The sequence below is a fragment of the Vibrio neonatus genome (assembly GCF_024346975.1).
GTDB lineage: Bacteria > Pseudomonadota > Gammaproteobacteria > Enterobacterales > Vibrionaceae > Vibrio > Vibrio neonatus.
On sequence record NZ_AP024885.1, the window covers coordinates 1,060,364 to 1,080,386 of the forward strand.

Consider the following 20,023-nt stretch of genomic DNA (forward strand, 5'->3'; position numbering starts at 1 on the left):
CTACTGCAAGTGGTTGTTTATGCGACTCTATTTTTAGCAAACTCTTCTATTAAGTCAGTCACATAAGAGATACGGTCACGGCGGTCAACTAAACTGTGCATGAACTTAATTTTCGTTGGCCCATCCATGGCAAATTTGTTGGGCTGACTTTGTAGCAGTTTAACCAAGTACATAGGGTTAATGTCCGCGTCAGGATAAAACTCAATGAAACCGCCTTTATCATGCGCTTCGACTTTATCGACTTTAATGGCGGCAGCGGCCAGTCTGATTTGTGCCACTTGCAGTAAGTTTTTTGTCGCGTCAGGCAGTGGCCCAAAGCGATCGATGAGCTCAACTTTCATTTCGCTTAGCTGACGATCATCGCTGACACTGGCGATACGCTTATACAAAGACAAGCGAGTGCTGATGTCAGGAATATAATCATCCGGCAGTAAAGCAGGAAGGCGCAGTTCCACTTCGGTTTGTTCGCGCAGAAGATCATCAAGGGAAGGCTCTTTGCCTTCTTTTAGTGCCTCAACAGCTTGCTCAAGCATTTCCATGTACAAGGTGAAACCTATGGTATGGATTTGACCGCTTTGTTCATCACCGAGCAATTCACCTGCGCCGCGAATTTCCAGATCGTGCGTGGCTAAAGTAAAGCCTGCTCCCAAATCTTCAAGTGAAGCAATTGCTTCAAGGCGTTTGGCTGCATCTTTAGAAATGGCTTTCGGGTGAGGCGTGAGTAAATAAGCGTAGGCTTGGTGGTGCGAGCGACCCACGCGACCGCGCAACTGGTGAAGCTGGGCTAAACCGAGGTTATCAGCGCGGTTCATGATGATGGTATTGGCGGTCGGTACGTCAATGCCCGTTTCAATAATGGTGGTACACACTAGCAAATTAAAGCGTTGGTGATAGAAATCATTCATCACAGCTTCAAGTTCACGCTCTCGCATTTGTCCGTGAGCGGTGGTGATACGCGCTTCTGGGACTAATTTAGCCAAATCTTCGGCCACTTTGTGTATGGTATCGACTTGGTTGTGCAGGAAGTACACCTGACCACCACGCATGATTTCACGTAAAATCGCTTCACGCACAATGGCATCATCACTTTGACGGACAAAGGTTTTTATCGCTAGTCGTCTAGCCGGTGGCGTCGCAATGATGGATAAATCGCGCATGCCACTCATTGCCATATTTAGTGTACGTGGGATTGGCGTTGCAGTCAGAGTCAAAATATCGACGTCAGCGCGCATCGCTTTCATTTTCTCTTTTTGTCGTACGCCGAATCTGTGCTCTTCATCGACAATTAACAAACCTAAATCGGCAAACTTAATGTCGTCTTGTAGCAGTTTATGCGTGCCGACAATAATATCGACTTTGCCATCGGCAACATCGGCCAAAATCTGTTTTTGCTCTTTGGCGCTTTTAAAGCGTGAGAGCACTTCAACGCGAATCGGCAGATTGGCAAAACGGTCTCTAAAGTTTTCAAAATGCTGCTGAGCAAGAAGGGTAGTCGGCACTAACACCGCCACTTGTTTGGCGTTATCGGTACAAACAAAGGCGGCGCGTAATGCCACTTCGGTTTTACCAAAACCTACGTCACCACACACCAAACGGTCCATAGCTTTGGCTTGACACATGTCAGAGAGCACCGCATTGATGGCTTGGTTTTGATCATCGGTCTCTTCAAATGGGAAACCTGCTTTAAATTGTGCGTACTGCTCGCGGTCGAGCTTAAATTGATGACCGGGCTTAATTTCGCGCTTGGCATACACATCGAGCAATTCAGCGGCCACATCGCGCACTTTCTCCGCTGCTTTATGGCGAGCTTTAGTCCATGACTCACTGCCTAATTTATGCAGTGGCGCGCTTTCTTCAGCGCCGCCTGAGTAACGGCTAATGAGGTTAAGCGATGATACCGGCACATATAGTTTGGATTCATTGAGGTATTCAAGGGTCACGTATTCTGTGGTGATGCCACCGGCTTCAAGTGTTTGCAACCCTAAGTAACGACCGATGCCGTGATCTAAATGCACGACAGGTTGCCCAGGCTTAAGCTCGGCTAAGTGGCGAATTACGGTATCGCTGTTGACGGTTCGTTTGTCTTTTTTACGTCGCTGTATAACGCGATCGCCTAGTAGGTCGCTTTCACACACTAAAGCAAAATCGGGCGCATGGTGGATAAAGCCGTGCTCTGATGAGCCTAAGATGAGGTTGAACTTATCTTTACTGGCGAGAGCTTGGTCTAAATTTGCTACTGCTTTGGGTAATATTTTAACGGGTGCTAATAATTCGATTAATGCTTCGCGGCGACCTTCAGATTCAACCGAGAATACCACTTTACCTGCATAGCTTTCGCTAAATTGTCGCAAGGCCGACATCGGCTCTTTAGTTTGCGGAGCCGCTGCCAGTGCTGGCAATGCCTCAATGTGTAAATTGACTCGGCCTGCCTTTTGGTCAATGGCCTCTTTATTTAGTTTAACTTGCGGCCATTGCTTGATGGAGGCGAACAGTTCGTCTTTTTTCATCCACAATTCGGCAGGTTCAAGTAGCGGGCGCAAAGGGTCAATTTTGCGCTGATCGTAGCGATAATCCACATCAGTAAGGAAAGTATCGATAGCCGACTCGATATCCCCCACAGATAACAGCAGCGCGTGCTGTGGCAGGTAATCAAATAAGGTTTCGGTATGATCAAAGAACAGCGGTTGCCAGTATTCTATGCCCGCAGGCCAAGTGCCTTTAGAGACCTGCATATAGACAGATTCTGGTTCGCGGCGTGCATCAAATTTTTGTCTCCAGCGGATACGAAAATCTTCAATGGCTTCGTTATCGGTTGGAAATTCATGCGCAGGTAGCAGTCTGATCTCTTGGACATCAGAGATAGAACGCTGATTTTCAGGATCAAAAGTGCGAATGGTGTCTATTTCATCATCGAAAAAGTCTACGCGGAATGGGTCGCTACTGCCCATAGGGAATAAATCTAAAATAGAACCGCGACTGGCGTATTCCCCCGGACCAAATACTTGGTCAACGTTGCGATAGCCGGATTTTTCTAGCTGTAACCTGAGCTTATCTAACGAGAACAAATCACCGGTTTTTACCATCAAGGTATGTTGCAGTAAAAACTCTCGCGGAGATTGTCTTTGCAATAGTGTGCTGATTGGCACAATCACAATGCCTTGGCTTAACGTTGGCAGTTGATACAAGGTTGCAATGCGATCAGAGATAATATCTTGGTGCGGAGAAAAGTTGTCGTAGGGTAAGGTTTCCCAATCTGGAAATACCGAGATAGGAACAGGGCTAAATTGCTCCAATTCCATTTGTAGCTTTATTGCTGTTTGTGGATCACTGACGATTAATAGTATCGGATTTTGATGCTGTTTGGCGAGTTGCGCCACAGCAATAGACAGTGATGCACCTTGTAGGTTACCTAGCTGTTTTCTATCGCCCGAAGTGGACGCTATAGGTAAAGCAAAAAGCGAGTGGTTATCCATAAGACAGTGAGATTCCAAGATAAAATGATCTGCGTAGTAATGTACCTGATTATCGTAAACCCTAGGGCGTTTATCTATTAATAACTGATGAAAAAAGGCGGAATTGTGGCGTGATTGGTCAATTATTGACGTTTTGTGAATGATTCTGCTTAAAAATAGAATCAAACACTACTCGAAGCCCTAATTAGTGGTTACATTAATGGCACTGTAATTATTATTCGGTTGGTTATGTTTCGACCCATTTCACTTTATGTTGGCTTGCGCTATTTGAGAGGACGCTCAGGAGATCGATTTAGTCGGTTTGTGTCCTATATGTCGACCGCAGGTATTACTATCGGCGTATTATCTTTGATTACTGTATTGTCGGTGATGAATGGTTTTGAAGGGCAGTTAAAAGGGCGTATTTTAGGCGTTCTTCCTCAAGCTATTGTCAGTGACGTATCCGGTAAAACCGTGCGCACTGAGCAGCCTCCCGAGTTTATTGCCAATTTACCGCACCTAGTTAAAAGTGTGCCTGTGGTGTCTAGCGAAGCGGTATTGCAAAGCCCTGATCATCTTGCCGCTGGGCAGTTGGTTGGCATTGAAGGTAGCCGTGATGAACCGCTGCGCCAGTTTATGTTGTCGGGCAGTGTTGATTCCCTTGAACAGGGTAAATATCACTTGTTGATTGGGCACTCTTTGGCGCGCACTCTGAAAGTGGCACAGGGCGATAAAGTGCGCTTGATGGTCACTAGCACCAGCCAATATTCACCGATAGGCCGCATTCCGAGTCAACGAAACTTTACTGTATCGGGCATTTTCAATACCGGTTCGGATGTGGATGGTCAGTTAATGGTGGCCAATATCGAAGATGCGGGGCGTTTGCTAAAAATGAACAGCAAGCAGATGAGTGGTTGGCGTCTATATTTGGACGATCCTTTCGCGGTAAGTCAGCTCGCGACTATGCCATTGGATGAGAGTTGGACATGGCAAGATTGGCGAGCTCAACGAGGCGAGCTATTTCAAGCGGTAAAAATGGAAAAAAGCATGATGGGCCTAATGTTAGGGCTTATTGTGGGTGTGGCGGCCTTTAATATTATTTCGGCGCTGATCATGGTCGTGATGGAAAAACAAGCTGAAGTGGCTATCTTGAAAACTCAAGGTATGACCAAGCAGCAAGTCATGGGCATTTTTGTGGTGCAAGGAGCAAGCAGTGGTGTTGTCGGCGCGGTGTTTGGCGGAATACTTGGCGTAGTTTTGGCCAGTAATTTAAACAGTATTTTGCAAGCGCTTGGCGTGTCTTTGTATACCTATGGCGGGCAACTGCCAATTTTAATTGAATATCAACAAGTACTATTAGTGGTGGGCCTAGCGGTTTGCTTGAGCGTCGTTGCTACCCTTTATCCTTCCTACCGAGCTGCATCGGTTAAACCCGCTGAGGCGTTAAGATATGAGTAATTTATTAGAGTGTCACAATTTATTAGAGTGCCACAACGTACAAAAAACCTACCTTGAAGGGAATGTTGATACTCAAGTTCTGCGTGGAGTGAGTTTTACCATTGCCCACAACGAATTGGTCTCTATTGTTGGCAGTTCCGGCTCAGGTAAAAGTACCTTACTGCATATTTTAGGTGCGTTGGATGATGCCACCGTTGGTGATGTGCATTTTAACGGTCAAGATTTAGGGAAATTAAGCAGTAACCAACAAGCCAAATTGCGTAATCAACATCTTGGTTTTGTGTATCAGTTCCACCATTTGTTAGCGGATTTCTCGGCGCTAGAAAATGTGGCAATGCCTCTGCTAATTGGTGGTGAAAAACCACATAAAGCCAAGCAAGCGGCGCGCGAGTTGTTAACCCGAGTCGGTTTAGAACACCGCCTTGAACATCGACCATCAGAGCTCTCTGGTGGTGAAAGACAAAGGGTAGCTATCGCGAGGGCCTTGGTGAATAAGCCGTCGCTAGTACTTGCCGATGAACCCACAGGCAACCTTGACCACACTACCGCATTAGGCATCTATGACTTAATGCGCGAGCTTAATCAGAAATCAGGCACTGCGTTTTTGGTGGTTACTCACGACAGTGAGCTGGCTGAGAAAATGGACAGACAAATGCACATGAAAGATGGGCTGTTGGTGCAAGTAAATGAAGAGGTCGTCGAGTGATTAACTCCTTATCGCTTTTTATTGGTGGTCGTTTTAGTCGGGCTAAGCAGCGTAATAAGATGGTTTCCTTTATCTCTTTGTCTTCCACGCTAGGCATCATGGTTGGCGTTGCGGTGATTATTATTGGCTTGTCGGCGATGAATGGTTTTGAGCGCGAGTTAGAAAATCGCGTTTTGTCAGTGGTCCCACATGGCGATTTCACTTCGGTGAATAAACCGTTAGCCGATTGGCCGCAGTTAGTGCAGTTGATTGAAAAACAGCCACAAGCGCAAGCCGCTGCCCCTTTTGTCACTTTTACTGCTCTTGCTGAGAAAGGTAAGCATTTAAAAGCGCTACAGGTGAGAGGCGTTGACCCGAAACTTGAAAGCCAAGTGACCAAATTATCACAATTTATACAAGGGGATGCGTGGCAACATTTTACGGCTGGCTCAAATCAGGTAATACTCGGACAGGGCATTGCTAAGCAATTGGACGTGGCTGTGGGTGATGGTATCTCGTTAATGATTCCAGTGGCGGCAAAAAATGGTCGCACGCAAGCTCCTAAGCGAGTTCGGTTAAAGGTGAGTGGCATTTTTGCTTTAGGTGGACAGCTTGATCATGGATTGGCGTTGATTCCGCTGCAAGATGCGCAGTCGTATCTGGCGATGGGCGATAGTGTAACGGGCATTTCGGTGAAAACCACCGATGTGTTTAATGCGTCAAATTTAATGCGCTCGATTGGTAATCGCTTACCTGTTTATGTGTATATCAATAGCTGGAAACAAGAGTTTGGCTTTATTTACCGCGATATTCAGATGGTGCGCACTATTATGTACTTGGTGATGGTACTGGTGATTGGTGTGGCTTGCTTTAATATTGTGTCTACGCTGATGATGGCGGTAAAAGATCGCGCCGCAGAGGTGGCTATTTTGCGTACTATGGGCGCGCAAGACTCGCTGATTAAAGCCATTTTTATGTGGCAGGGCGTGTTATCTGGCGTGTTAGGCTCAGTAGCAGGCAGTGCGTTAGGCCTATTAGTGGCGTTAAATCTGACTTCCATTGTGCAGATCATAGAGAAAATTATTGGACATAAGTTCTTATCTGGCGATGTGTATTTTGTGAACTTCTTACCTTCTCAAGTAAACCCTATGGATGTATTGCTAGTATCAGGTACCGCAATTATATTGAGTTTGTTAGCCACTTGGTATCCAGCGAGTAAAGCAAGTCAGCTGAATCCTGCTAGCGTTTTGAGCGCGAAATAGAGGGTATAAGTCATGCCCATGTTACATTTGGTATGAATAAAGAACTAAAAAAGCGTTGCTGAGTAAGCAACGCTTTTTTTATGTCTATTTTTTAACAGTGGCTCTGTTTTGATTATTTAGCAAAAAGATTCAGCTTTAGTTTTCTTTTTTGCCAACTGCGAACCACAGAGTATCGCCAAAGGGCGCGAATACCAAAGTATCCGGTAATAGAAAGTACCACAGAACAAATGGCGCAACCGAGCAAAAATGGAGGACCTATGGTCGACATTTGTGAAATTAGGTAGTCCCATGAAAGTTCAAAGTGGAACGATTGGGTTGGCAATTGCATCACCCATGCCCCTAACTTGTATGCCAGATAAAACATAATCGGCATGGTAATAGGGTTACTGATCCACACTAATGCGACAGATAACGGAAGGTTCACTCCAAATGCGATGGCCAACCCTGCAGCCATAATCATTTGGCTTGGAAGTGGTACAAAGCACATGAATAGCCCGACAGCAAATGCACCAGATGCTGAACGGCGATTCAAAACCCATAAGTTAGGGTTATAGAGAACATTTCCAAATATCCTAAGCGCTTTTTGACGTTTAATCAGTTCATGGTCTGGCATGAAGCGTTGAATAAATTTTCTAGGCATAAGGGAAAATGGCTCTCTTACTAGGTAACTGGAATCTAATTTCATTTTCAGCGACGATTGTCGCGGCAATGCACTGGCACACTCTTTATGAGTTAGCTTGGCTTGTTCCAATACTTGCAACGATATTGCTCTGTTGCCGAGTCAAAATGTACAGAGGAGCTCTGGGCATTTTGTTGGCATCAGTGATTAGTCTAGTACAGAGTTATGCTTTTGTACGAGACGCCAATACGTTGTTCGATTGTACTGAGAATCTTACCATAGATATTCAGATAGACAGCACGCTTAGATCAAATCTTTATTTTGCAAATTCAGTAGTTAACATATTAAAAATTTATGCATGTGATGCAGATTTTAGCGGGAAAGTGTTGTTAAAAGTGCCCGTTGAACAGGCGTCACAAATGCAACTTGGTGAGATATGGCGGGTATCTGTCGACATCAAGCCGATACATGGGGTATTAAACGAAGCGGGCTTTGATGCGCAGCGATATTATTTTTCACAGCGAGTGTTAGCGCAAGCCAAAGTCACTAAGGTGTTACAACGGATTTCAGCACCTGATCTTAGAGGGAAATGGTTTGCCGATATTTACCGACAAACCTTGGATTTTAAGTCACAACCCTTAATGCTGGCTTTGCTGTTTGGTGAGCGTTCACTTATCGATAAACAGCAGTGGTATAACTTAAAGCAGACTGGGCTTGCCCATCTGATTGCGATTTCGGGATTGCATATTGGGCTTGCGTATATGGTGGGCTGGTGGATTGGGCATATTTTGCGTATTGGCCTGCCTAAATTGATATGGCTACCGTTGTTTAGCGCAGTGGCAGTGGCGTGTTTTTATGCTTGGCTCGCAGGATTTAGCTTGCCTACCCAGCGCGCTCTTATTATGTGTGTGATTGCCTCATTGATGCTCTTGCTTGGCATACGCATAAGTCGTTGGCGGGTATTGTGGCTGACGTTGGCAATTGTGTTGATGATCTCTCCAATGTCCGCGGTGTCGAGTAGTTTGTGGTTAAGTGTTGGCGCGGTTGCGCTCATTTTACTTGCTCTTGATCATATAGTGCCAGCAAGTGAGGTATCGCTTGATGAGCGAAATAAAGAGACAAATACCCAGCGTAAGTTAGGTATCTGGCTGCGGGTACAGCTGTATTTGAGTTTAGGTCTTGCGCCGATTTCTGCGCTGGCGTTAGGCGGCGTAGCTTGGTTATCCTTTTTATTTAATGCGGTCGCCATACCTTTAGTTTCTTTTTATGTTGTGCCTTTATTGCTGGCCGGCATTATCGGCAATGCGTTTTCAATCTGGCTTGGCTCTGCGTTATTTGCTTTAGCCGATAAAGGGCTTAACCTTTTACAATATTGGGTCTTGCTGGCTCAGCCTTATTCACTATTATGGATTCAAGCCTCTAGCGTACAAATTCTATGTATGTTGACGCTCTTTAGTGGCGCGTGTTTAAGAGGCGTGCTGAGAAGTTTGGCTTTGTGCATTGTGCTGGGGGTTATGGCGGTTAATTACGCTCCTTTCATGTCGTCTGTGAATAAACCTCATTGGCAAGTGGATGTATTAGATGTTGGGCATGGGCTTGCCATATTAATTGAATCGGATGGGCGAGCATTACTTTACGATACCGGAAGTGGTTGGGAAGAGGGCAGCATTGCGGAGTCTATTATTACACCGATTTTGATGCGTCGCGGCGTCAGTTTAGATGCACTATTTATCAGTCATTGGGATAACGATCATCAAGGGGGTATGGAAGATATTATCCAGCAGTTTTCACCCCCTTTAGTATTTAGCCCGCAACGCGATAGTCGCGCAGTGCCTTGCGTACGTGGGCAGTTTTGGTGGTGGCAAGGTTTAAGCTTTGCCATGGTGTGGCCGCCAAAGTCGGTTTCTCGGGCATTTAATCCTCATTCTTGTGTGATTCGTGTATCTGATGGGCAACATTCACTGCTATTAACGGGGGATATCGACGCGGTCGCGGAATATCATTTAGCATACTCAGATTTACAATCTGAGGTGATGATAGTGCCTCATCATGGTAGCAATACCTCGTCAACCACGTCATTTATTGAGCAGGTTGGTGCAGATGTCGCCATAGTATCGGTTGCCAAGCAAGGTCGCTGGTCACTTCCTAGTCAAAAAGTGGTCGATAGATATAAACGTTTCGCAACTAAGTGGTTTGAAACTGGGACTCATGGGCAGGTCACTGTGCAATTTTTGAGTAAAAAAGTACAGGTTAGTACAATACGTCACCGACAAACTGATGCTTGGTATAGGCAGATTTTGCGTAACAGAGTAGAATAGTAATTAACTGAATAAAAAATAAAGCAATTCTTATGACACAACTTGATGACGAGTCGACATGGAAAACCTTTAAACGACTGTGGAAGTACGTTCGTTTATATAAACTAGGGCTCGTGGTTGCTGCAATAGCACTGATTGTGAATGCGGCAGCTGATACTTATATGATCTCTTTATTAAAGCCATTATTGGATGAAGGCTTTGGTGATATTGAATCGAATTTCTTAAAAATCCTGCCATTTATTATCTTTGGCATGATCATTATTCGTGGCCTGTCGGGCTTTATTTCTACCTATTGTTTGAGTTGGGTATCCGGCAACGTTGTCATGTTAATGCGACGCGCCATATTCAACCATTTCATGCACATGCCTGTGCCATTCTTTGACCGTGAATCTACCGGTGGCTTATTGTCTCGTATTACCTACGACAGTGAGCAAGTGGCAGCCGCAACCAGTAAAGCTTTGGTGAGCCTAGTACGTGAAGGCGCTAGCATTATTGGCTTGCTGGTTCTGATGTTTTGGAACAGCTGGCAGTTGTCTTTGGTTTTATTGGTAGTGGCACCGCTAGTGGCGTTTGCTATTCGTGTGGTATCAAAGCGCTTTCGCAAAATTAGTAAAAACATGCAAACTGCAATGGGGAGCGTAACCTCATCAGCGGAGCAAATGCTAAAAGGGCATAAAGTCGTTCTTAGCTACGGCGGTCAAAAAATAGAAGAAGAACGTTTTGACCAAGTCAGCAATAAAATGCGTCAACAATCGATGAAAATGGTGACAGCGCAAGCGGCGGCCAACCCTATCGTGCAGTTGATTGCTTCTTTTGCTTTGGTGACGGTGTTATACCTTGCCAGTTTTGATCAAGTACGAGCCGATCTGACTCCAGGTGCCTTTACGGTTATCTTTACCGCCATGTTTGGCATGATGAGACCGCTTAAATCTTTGACCAATGTGACTTCTGAATTCCAAAGAGGTATGGCGGCGGCACAAACGCTATTCTCATTGATGGATTTAAAAACTGAACAAGACACCGGTAGCATAGAGATTGAACGTGCTAATGGTCTGGTTGAAGTGAAAGATGTGACCTTTAGCTATCAAGGAAAAGAAAAAGCCGCCTTGTCGCATGTCAGCTTTACCATTCCGCAAGGCAAAACTGTTGCCTTGGTTGGGCGCTCGGGCTCAGGTAAGAGTACCATTGCTAACCTGTTTACCCGTTTTTATGAGGTAGATGATGGTGAGATTTGTTTAGATGGCGAGAACATCAATCAGTATAAACTGACTAATCTACGTGAGCAGTTTGGTTTGGTTTCGCAAAATGTGCATCTATTTAACGACACCATTGCTAACAATATTGCCTACGCCGCTGAGGGTGAATATACCCGAGAGCAAATTGAGCACGCCGCTAAGTTGGCGCACGCATTAGAGTTTACCAAGAACATGCCCGATGGTTTAGATACTATGATTGGCGAAAACGGTGCCAGTCTGTCTGGCGGTCAACGCCAACGTGTGGCTATTGCGCGTGCACTGCTACGTGATGCGCCTGTACTTATCTTGGATGAGGCGACTTCGGCGTTAGATACTGAGTCTGAACGAGCAATTCAATCAGCCCTAGATGAGCTACAAAAAGATAAAACGGTACTGGTGATTGCCCACAGACTGTCCACCATTGAAAACGCAGATGAAATTCTAGTGGTCGACGATGGTGAAATTATTGAACGTGGTACGCATGCCGAGCTACTTGCTTTGGGTGAAGCGTACGCACAACTTCATAAAATCCAGTTTGGTGACTAGAACTTGATACACGTATTATGGTTTAGTCGCAATCCGTTACGTTGGTTATTTTGGCCACTGCTGTGGCCATTGAGCAAGCTGTTTGCTTGGATTAGCCAAAGTCGCAAACAGGCGTATTTACAAGGTAAAAAGCCAAGCTATAAAGCACCTGTGCCGGTAGTGGTAGTGGGTAATATTACCGCAGGTGGCAATGGTAAAACGCCGGTTGTGGTGTGGCTGGTGGAGAGCTTGCAAGCATTAGGGCTGAAAGTTGGCGTAGTATCACGCGGATATGGCGCTAAAGCACCTTGTTATCCACTACTTGTGAAGCATGATACTCCGACTCAATATTGTGGCGATGAACCTAAGCTCATTGCTCAGCGTACTGGCGCTGTGGTTGCTGTTGATCCAATACGATCTCACGCGGTACAACACTTGTTGCAATACAATGTGGATATAGTGGTTACCGATGATGGTTTACAGCACTACGCCTTACAGCGAGATATTGAGTTTATCGTTATTGATGGTAAGCGCCGCTTTGGTAATCAAAGCCTGATTCCTTTAGGCCCTTTGCGTGAAGGTATGCAGCGTCTTAACGAAGTGGATTTTTTGATTACGAACGGCGGCGAAGCCAAAGCCAATGAAATTGCGATGGCCCTGCAACCGTCGTTGGCTGTGAATTTGGTGACTGGTAAGCAAAAGTCGGTAGCCGAATTAGGCCCGCTAAGTGCAATTGCCGGTATTGGTCATCCACCACGATTTTTTGATACGTTGAATACATTGCACGCACAGTTAAATAAGTGTACTGGATTTGCCGATCACAAAGCCTTATTAAAACCAGATTTAGTATCATTGTTGGCCGATGGTGAACAATTGATAATGACCGAAAAAGATGCGGTGAAATGCCGCGAATTTGCCGATGATAATTGGTGGTATTTACCCGTATCCGCGCAAATTAGCGATGAAAATCGCCAAAAAATAATGAATAAAATTCAAGAGGTATTAAAGGAATATGGATCATAGATTGTTAGAGATCGTTGCCTGCCCAGTGTGCAAAGGGAAGCTGACTTTTGATAAAGACAAGAACGAGCTAGTGTGTAAATTAGATCGATTAGCTTACCCTATCAAAGAGGGGATTCCGGTGCTTCTTGAGCCAGAGGCTCGCACTATGTCTATGGATGAGGGACGTTAAAATGGCTTTCACTGTCATCATTCCTGCGCGTTACCAATCCACTCGTCTGCCGGGTAAGCCGCTAGCAGATATCTGTGGTAAACCTATGATTGAGCATGTTTATCAACAAGCGATTCAGTCAGGCGCGGAGCAAGTGATTGTGGCGACAGACGATGAGCGTGTTGCCGAGGTGGTTAAAGGCTTTGGTGGTCAAGTTTGCATGACTTCGCCTAGCCATGAGTCTGGCACTGAGCGTTTAGCGGAAGTGGTCGAGAAAATGGGCATTGCCGATGATCAAATCGTGGTCAATGTACAAGGTGATGAGCCGTTAATTCCGCCATCGGTTGTGGCGCAAGTTGCGGATAACTTGGCAGCCTCTACAGCGCCAATGGCCACCTTGGGCGTTGCTATTGAAGATGCCGAGGAAGCCTTTAACCCTAACGCGGTTAAAGTGGTGACAGATCAACAAGGCTATGCTTTGTACTTTAGTCGCGCCAGCATCCCTTGGGATCGCGATCAGTTTGCCAATGATAAATCAGTGCTAAAACAGCCACTGATGAGACACATAGGTATTTATGCGTATCGTGCAGGCTTTATCAATCGTTACATTAATTGGGCACCAACGGCGCTTGAGAAAATTGAAAGCCTAGAGCAATTGCGAGTGCTGTGGTATGGCGAAAAAATCCATGTTGCGCTAGCAAAACAAACACCGCCACCGGGCGTTGATACTTTAGAAGATTTAGAAGCGGTTAGAGCCTTTTTAAACCAAACTAAATGATAAAGATTAAGTGATAAACGTAATGAGTAAGGGAAGCCATTTTGGCTTCCCTTACTATTTGTGATGATGATGTGGTGATGATTACGATTAAATATTGGTACCCAAATTACTGCGTTGCGGGCAACTTGCCAGAATGTCTCTATGTCCTGACTCTTTAAGCTCTTCTAAAATCACGTCAAAGCCCCAAAGTCGGTAAAGGTGTTTAAGGACATCATCATAGCTTTTATCAAGTGGTATCCGCTGGTGAGGGATATGTTGCAAGGTGAGAGAGCGATCGCCTCTCACATCCACGTTCCATACTTGGATATTAGGCTCTAAGTTGCTGAGATTATATTGAGCAGCCAGTTTCTCTCTTATTTCTTTATAACCACTCTCATCATGAATGGCGTCAATTTCGATGTAGTTCTTTCGGTCATCATCTTTGACTGCAAACAGCTTAAACTCTCGAATCAGCTTGGGTGATAAATATTGACTGATAAAACTCTCATCTTTGAAGTTCTGCATTGCAAAGTGCACCGCAGGTAGCCAGTCACTGCCTGCTAGGTCTGGGAACCACTCTCGGTCTTCATCGGTGGGGTGTTCACAGATGCGGCGGATGTCTTGAAACATAGCAAAACCCAAAGCATAAGGGTTAATGCCACTAAAGTAAGGGCTATTGTAGGCGGGCTGCGCCACAACGCTAGTGTGGCTGTGCAGAAACTCAAGCATAAACTTATCCGATACGACGCCCTCGTCATAAAGATGATTGAGAATGGTGTAGTGCCAAAATGTTGCCCAGCCTTCGTTCATTACTTGAGTTTGTTTTTGTGGATAAAAATATTGGCTGACTTTACGCACGATGCGTACGATTTCCCGTTGCCATGATTCCAAAAGAGGGGCGTGTTTCTCAATAAAGTACAAAATATTCTCTTGTGGCTCTGCAGGAAAACGCTTTTTCTGGCTGCTAGCATGTTCACTGTTTTGTGGAACGGTGCGCCACAGCTCATTCACTTGAGATTGCAGATATTGCTCACGCTCTTGTTGGCGAATAGTTTCTTCGGCAATGGATATTTTTTCAGGTCGCTTGTATCTGTCTACGCCGTAGTTCATCAGAGCATGGCAGGAATCTAGTAAGTTCTCGACCTCATCTACGCCATGTTTTTCTTCACATTGGCTAATGTAATTACGGGCAAAGATAAGGTAATCAATGATGGAATTGGCGTCCGTCCAAGTTTTGAATAGATAATTGCCTTTAAAGAATGAATTGTGACCATAGCTGGCGTGCGCCATGACTAGCGCTTGCATAGTGACGGTATTTTCTTCCATCAAATAGGCAATACAAGGGTCTGAGTTGATGACGATTTCATAGGCAAGCCCCATTTGTCCATGCTTATAGTTTTGTTCAGTTTGAATGAATTTTTTGCCAAATGACCAGTGGTGATAGTTGATAGGCATGCCAATACTGGAATAGGCATCCATCATCTGCTCTGCGGTGATAACTTCAATTTGATTGGGATAAGTATCAAGGCGATAGTGTTTCGCCACACGTTTAATTTGCTGGTGGTATTCTTCTAATAAACTGAACGTCCAGTCCGGTCCATCAGGGAGTGTTTTAGTTTGGGTTTCAGCTGACATAACGTATCCTTACTTGTATTCCCTTAACTGTGTTCTTGTTGAAACAGCTCTCTAAATACAGGGAAGATGTCTTCTACCGTTCGAATATTCTTCATCGCAAAATTTTCATATTCACGTTCGAGTTTTTCGTATTCGTGCCACAAAGATTGGTGACTCCTGCGCGTGATTTCTATATATGAGTAATACTGACAAATAGGCAGTAAATCTTCGGTCAGGATTTTTTTGCATCGCGGAGAATCATCGGCCCAGTTATCACCATCTGATGCTTGCGCGGCATAGATGTTCCATTGATTGGTGGGGTAACGCTCTTTGACGATGTCGTTCATTAATTTTAAGGCGCTAGAGACAATTGTGCCGCCGGTTTCTTGTGAGTAGAAAAACTCCTGTTCATCCACCTCTTTTGCCTGTGTGTGGTGACGAATAAACACCACTTCCACGTTTTCATAAGTGCGATTTAAGAACATATACAGCAATACATAAAAGCGTTTGGCGATGTCTTTGGTGGCTTGATCCATTGAGCCTGATACATCCATCAAACAGAAAATAACTGCTTGGCTGGAAGGGATAGGGCGCTTTTCGTAGTTTTTGTATCTTAAATCGAAGGTATCAATAAAAGGTACTCGTTTAAGGTTTTGGCGCAGCTCTTCGATTTGTGCCTTAATGTCTTTCTCTTCTAGAGGCTTGGCCGGTTCATTGTCTTTTAACTCTGCCAACTCTTGTTCAAGTTCGTTTAGTAAACGCTTCTTGCCGGCAGACATTGCGGTGCGTCTTGCGAGAGATTGCCTTAAGGAGCGAATGACCGAAATATTGGATGGAATCCCCGCGGTTTGATAGCCCGCACGATGAGTTTTCCACTCGGTGATGCGATTGACTTGTTTTTTTTGCAGATTGGGAAGCGCAAGATCTTCAAATAAGATGTCGAGATATTCGTCTTTGGAAATTTGAAAGATGAATTCGTCTTTGCCTTCACCATCGTCACTGGCATCACCTTGCCCTGAACCGCCGCCTCCGCCACCACTGGGCGGGCGTTCAACTTTATCACCGCGAACAAATTGGTCATTACCAGGATGGACTTTTTCTCTTAGCCCACCTTGCCCCTGATGAAAAGCCGGTTCAGTGATGTCACTTTTCGGTAGAGTGATGTCCTCACCGCTTTCGGTATCTGTGATTGAACGACGATTTACCGCATCAGACACCGCTTCTTTTATCTTTTGTTTATGGCGACGAATAAAGCGCTGTCGATTAACAGTGCTTTTATTTTTGCCATTCAGTCTTCGGTCAATAAATTGAGCCATGCGCTACCCCTATCACTCCGGTTAGGGCATTGCTCGTGATCCTAAGAGCGACGAGCATCCCTAAACTACAGCAAGTTGCTGTGGTTCTTACCTGTGCTGTTATGCCAAATGCTGGACTATTAATGGCATAGCAGCGCAGGTTGATCGCTTACGATTATGATGATTTACGGACTCGTAGATACCATTCTGAGAGTAAGCGCACTTGTTTCTCGGTATAGCCTTTCTCCATCATTCTGGCGACAAAGTCGTCGTGCTTTTTCTGATCGTCGGTGGATGTTTTCGCATTAAATGAAATGACGGGTAGTAGCTCTTCGGTATTGGAGAACATTTTCTTCTCAATCACAGTGCGAAGCTTTTCGTAACTGGTCCAGAGCGGATTCGTGCCGCCATTGTTTGCTCGAGCACGCAGTACAAAGTTGACGATTTCGTTACGAAAGTCTTTAGGGTTACTGATACCTGCAGTTTTCTCGATTTTTTCCAATTCGCCGTTCAGTGAAGCGCGATCAAACAATTGGCCGGTTTCAGGATCGCGATATTCTTGATCTTGAATCCAAAAATCAGCATAAGTGACATAACGGTCAAAGATGTTTTGCCCGTACTCTGAGTAAGACTCCAAATAGGCCGTTTGAATTTCTTTGCCGATAAACTCGACATAACGAGGCACTAAGAAGCCTTTAAGAAACTCTAGGTAGCGCTCCGCTTGCTCAGCAGGGAATTGCTCACGCTCTACTTGTTGCTCAATCACATAAAAGAGATGTACTGGGTTAGCAGCCACTTCGGTTTGATCAAAGTTAAACACGCGCGATAGGATCTTAAAGGCAAAACGAGTCGACAGGCCTGACATGCCTTCGTCCATGCCGGCAAAGTCTTTATATTCTTGATGGCTTTTCGCTTTCGGGTCGGTATCTTTGAGCGTTTCACCGTCATAGACACGCATTTTACTGAAAATAGATGAGTTTTCTGGCTCTTTTAAACGCGACAGAATGCTAAATTGCGCCAACATGTCCAAGGTGCTTGGCGCGCAAGGTGCGTTAGATAACTCACTGTTTTCTAATAGCTTGTCGTAGATTTTGACTTCTTCTGATACGCGAAGACAATACGGAACTTTTACGATGTACACCCTATCTAAAAAGGCTTCGTTATTTTTATTGTTGCGGAAAGTCTGCCACTCCGATTCATTGGAGTGCGCTAAAATCATGCCGTCAAAGGGCAGGGCAGAGAGCCCCTCTGTGCCGTTAAAGTTGCCTTCTTGAGTGGCGGTCAGCAAAGGATGCAACACCTTGATTGGCGCTTTGAACATCTCTACAAATTCCATCAAACCTTGGTTGGCTTTACATAATGCGCCAGAGTAACTGTAAGCATCCGGGTCGTCTTGTGAGTAGTGTTCCAGTTTACGGATATCCACTTTACCGACCAGGGAAGAAATATCTTGGTTGTTTTCATCCCCCGGTTCAGTCTTAGCAATACCGGTTTGATCTAAAATTGAAGGGCGCAGTTTAATCACTTTAAATTTGGCAATATCACCACCAAATTCGTGCAGGCGTTTAGCCGCCCACGGAGACATGATTGAGCGTAGGTAACGTTTATCTATGCCATATTCACTACGTAAAACCTCGGCATCTTCGGTGGGATCAAACAGGCAGAATGGATGATCATTAACAGGACTACGCTCACCATTCGCCGACAGCACATAGATAGGTTGCTGCTGCATTAATGCTTTGAGTTTTTCCGCAATTGAGGATTTACCACCGCCAACAGGGCCAAGTAGATAAAGGATTTGCTTTCTTTCTTCTAAGCCTTGCGCGGCATGTTTAAGATAAGAGACGATTTGTTCTATGGCATCTTCCATGCCATAGAAGTCTTTAAAAGTATCGTAACGAGCAATAACACGGTTGGAGAAAATGCGGCTCAGGTGCGGATCGAGCGCGGTATCAACCAGTTCGGGTGTGCCAATGGCATGCAAAAGACGTTCAGCGGAGTTGGCGTACGCCATTTTATCTTCACGGCATAAAGATAAAAACTCTTGAATGGATAGCTCTTCTTCCTTTGCAGCTTCGTATCTGTGCTGAAAATGCTCAAAAATACTCATAACAAAAATCCCCTTTAAACTGTTATAAGACTCACGTCAATCAATACGCTTACCCCATTAATAAGATTAGTCATGAAAAAGAGATTTGCTTGAAATATAAAAACTTTTTGTTTGTCCGGAATAAAATAACCAATTGTAAATGTGTATGGTAATGTAATCATTCATGGTTGATGTACAACGAAAAAGCAGAAGGAAATGCGAGTGAATTGGTTGAAGTTATCGACATGGCTGGCTGTGTTCACACCGGCTTTGTTCACCCCAGGTGTTGCAATGGCTACTTGGTCTTTAGGGGTTGGCGCATCTTACTCTCCGGTGGTATACAAAGACACGCCGTCAAATAAAGTCGTGATCCCGGTTATTGGGTATGAAGGCGAACATCTGTATTTGAGAGGCTTTACAGCCGGCTATAGAGTCTGGGAGCGACGCTCACCGCACAATCTAGTGTTTCGTCTTGCCTATGATCCAAGAACACTGCAACCGTCTGATTCTGATGACCCCATTATTAGCCAAGTAGATAAAAGGAAAAGTACCGTGTTAAGTGGTGTTAGTTATCAATATTCCAATCGCGCTATTGGTCAGATTGAAGTGACTTTGGCCGGTGATATTCTTGGTGTTCATAATGGATTGTACGCGGAAACCGTGTATAGAATTCCTTTTCGAGGACCACGCTGGATGTTGAGCCCGTCAGTGGGTTATTCGTGGAACTCCTCTAAATTAAATAATCACTTGTACGGCGTGTCGCAGCAAGAAGCGGATCGAATTGCAGGTTTGGATGCTTTCGCACCAGATGGTGATGGACAGTTCTTCTTAGGTTTGAGTGGCTTGTTTAAGTTTAGCGAGCGTATTATGGGGACGGCGGGGGTGCGTTATACCAATTTGGAAGGGGATTTAGAAAAGAGTCCGTTACTGGATAGCACGGACTCTTTTAATGTTAATCTCGGACTTGTGTATACCTTTTAAGATAGTGGGTTCTGCCAAGGAACATCCTAGTTAACAGAACCCCCATATCTAGATCTTTATGCGTTAAAAATCTGAGTGATTTCAGTGGCACATAGGTGGTATTGACGAGGACAGTTACGCCATGTTGTTAGCATACGGAGGTATTTTTCTAACATAGGCATTTGGCTGTTGAAATGGTGGTTCGCTTTATCGAACTGAGGGTATAGGCCTTCAGAGTCAGTTAGGAAGCGTACATAGTTCACAAGGCTTGCTTCTGTTGCAATATCAAAGCCTAAGAACATTAGGCGACGTTTATCAACGTTAGCTTGTTCAGACGCTTGCAGCATGTTGAAAGACTCTTGCATTGCGTGGTACATCTCCATGATGTCAATAACATCACGACAGCCACTTTCGCTGATAGAGCCAAAGTCTTTGTCTAGTTCGCGCATTTGTAAGCCATAACCACGTTCTACGATAGTTTGTAGACGCTCGTACTTGTCTTGGTTTTCAGGTGAAAGCTTTGACATCAAGTAGTATTGGTTCGAAAGGATCAAACGCTGTGCGTTGGTCATTTCCATAAATA

Annotated in this window: 15 protein-coding genes; 9 read left to right on the forward strand and 6 right to left on the reverse strand. The window is 44.9% G+C overall.

Translation table 11 applies throughout. The features are described from left to right. Positions 1-17: 17 nt before the first annotated feature. The gene (gene mfd / locus OCU38_RS04925) at positions 18-3,473 is read right to left on the reverse strand and encodes a transcription-repair coupling factor (RefSeq protein ID WP_261823990.1); all 3,456 of its coding nucleotides are present in this window, start codon (positions 3,471-3,473) and stop codon (positions 18-20) included. 228 nt (positions 3,474-3,701) lie between these two features. On the opposite strand from mfd, the gene lolC reads away from it, so the two are divergent. From lolC to lolE, 3 genes are read left to right on the forward strand one after another with little or no spacing between them, the layout of a single operon-like run. After that, positions 3,702-4,910, forward strand: coding sequence for a lipoprotein-releasing ABC transporter permease subunit LolC (gene lolC / locus OCU38_RS04930; RefSeq protein WP_261823991.1), 1,209 nt, complete (start codon positions 3,702-3,704; stop codon positions 4,908-4,910). Further along, positions 4,903-5,616: a lipoprotein-releasing ABC transporter ATP-binding protein LolD gene (lolD, locus tag OCU38_RS04935; RefSeq protein ID WP_152821196.1), complete on the forward strand. Its 714-nt coding sequence runs from the start codon at positions 4,903-4,905 to the stop codon at positions 5,614-5,616. Before lolC ends, lolD begins: the two co-directional genes overlap by 8 nt. After that, positions 5,613-6,857 (forward strand): lipoprotein-releasing ABC transporter permease subunit LolE, encoded by a 1,245-nt coding sequence (lolE, locus tag OCU38_RS04940; protein ID WP_261823992.1) that lies wholly within the window; start codon positions 5,613-5,615, stop codon positions 6,855-6,857. The genes lolD and lolE overlap by 4 nt, the downstream gene beginning before the upstream one ends. Before the next feature lie 112 nt (positions 6,858-6,969). Here lolE and OCU38_RS04945 read toward each other — a convergent pair whose 3' ends face one another. Further along, positions 6,970-7,497, reverse strand: a complete 528-nt coding sequence (locus OCU38_RS04945; RefSeq protein WP_023404052.1) for a DUF2062 domain-containing protein — start codon at positions 7,495-7,497, stop codon at positions 6,970-6,972. 68 nt (positions 7,498-7,565) lie between these two features. Between OCU38_RS04945 and OCU38_RS04950 the strand changes: the two genes are divergently transcribed. The 5 genes from OCU38_RS04950 to kdsB are packed head-to-tail and all read left to right on the forward strand — an operon-like array spanning position 7,566 to position 13,503. Beyond that, positions 7,566-9,794 carry a DNA internalization-related competence protein ComEC/Rec2 gene (locus OCU38_RS04950; protein ID WP_390625254.1) on the forward strand — a complete coding sequence of 743 codons (2,229 nt, stop codon included), beginning with the start codon at positions 7,566-7,568 and terminating at the stop codon, positions 9,792-9,794. Between the two features lie 32 nt (positions 9,795-9,826). Next, positions 9,827-11,575 carry a lipid A ABC transporter ATP-binding protein/permease MsbA gene (msbA, locus tag OCU38_RS04955; RefSeq protein WP_261823993.1) on the forward strand — a complete coding sequence of 583 codons (1,749 nt, stop codon included), beginning with the start codon at positions 9,827-9,829 and terminating at the stop codon, positions 11,573-11,575. 3 nt (positions 11,576-11,578) lie between these two features. Further along, complete coding sequence (gene lpxK / locus OCU38_RS04960; RefSeq protein ID WP_261823994.1) at positions 11,579-12,577, forward strand: tetraacyldisaccharide 4'-kinase; 999 nt, start codon at positions 11,579-11,581, stop codon at positions 12,575-12,577. Beyond that, complete coding sequence (locus tag OCU38_RS04965; protein ID WP_023404048.1) at positions 12,567-12,746, forward strand: Trm112 family protein; 180 nt, start codon at positions 12,567-12,569, stop codon at positions 12,744-12,746. Before lpxK ends, OCU38_RS04965 begins: the two co-directional genes overlap by 11 nt. A 1-nt stretch (position 12,747) precedes the next feature. Further along, positions 12,748-13,503 carry a 3-deoxy-manno-octulosonate cytidylyltransferase gene (gene kdsB, locus OCU38_RS04970; RefSeq protein ID WP_261823995.1) on the forward strand — a complete coding sequence of 252 codons (756 nt, stop codon included), beginning with the start codon at positions 12,748-12,750 and terminating at the stop codon, positions 13,501-13,503. A gap of 87 nt (positions 13,504-13,590) precedes the next feature. Here the strand turns inward: kdsB and OCU38_RS04975 are convergent, their stop codons facing one another. The 3 genes from OCU38_RS04975 to OCU38_RS04985 all read right to left on the reverse strand — a co-directional run bounded on the left by OCU38_RS04975 (position 13,591) and on the right by OCU38_RS04985 (position 18,501). Further along, entirely contained in the window at positions 13,591-15,117 is a 1,527-nt protein-coding gene (locus OCU38_RS04975) for a SpoVR family protein (protein WP_261823996.1), read from the reverse strand. A 23-nt stretch (positions 15,118-15,140) separates the two neighbouring features. Beyond that, positions 15,141-16,412 (reverse strand): YeaH/YhbH family protein, encoded by a 1,272-nt coding sequence (locus OCU38_RS04980; protein WP_261823997.1) that lies wholly within the window; start codon positions 16,410-16,412, stop codon positions 15,141-15,143. A gap of 154 nt (positions 16,413-16,566) precedes the next feature. Beyond that, positions 16,567-18,501, reverse strand: coding sequence for a PrkA family serine protein kinase (locus OCU38_RS04985; RefSeq protein ID WP_261823998.1), 1,935 nt, complete (start codon positions 18,499-18,501; stop codon positions 16,567-16,569). 195 nt (positions 18,502-18,696) lie between these two features. Here OCU38_RS04985 and OCU38_RS04990 point away from each other — a divergent pair, with 195 nt between their 5' ends. Next, positions 18,697-19,461: a MipA/OmpV family protein gene (locus OCU38_RS04990; protein WP_390625241.1), complete on the forward strand. Its 765-nt coding sequence runs from the start codon at positions 18,697-18,699 to the stop codon at positions 19,459-19,461. Between the two features lie 56 nt (positions 19,462-19,517). On the opposite strand, the gene OCU38_RS04995 is transcribed toward OCU38_RS04990, so the two are convergent. Next, entirely contained in the window at positions 19,518-20,018 is a 501-nt protein-coding gene (locus tag OCU38_RS04995) for a YfbU family protein (protein WP_261823999.1), read from the reverse strand. Positions 20,019-20,023 lie beyond the last annotated feature (5 nt).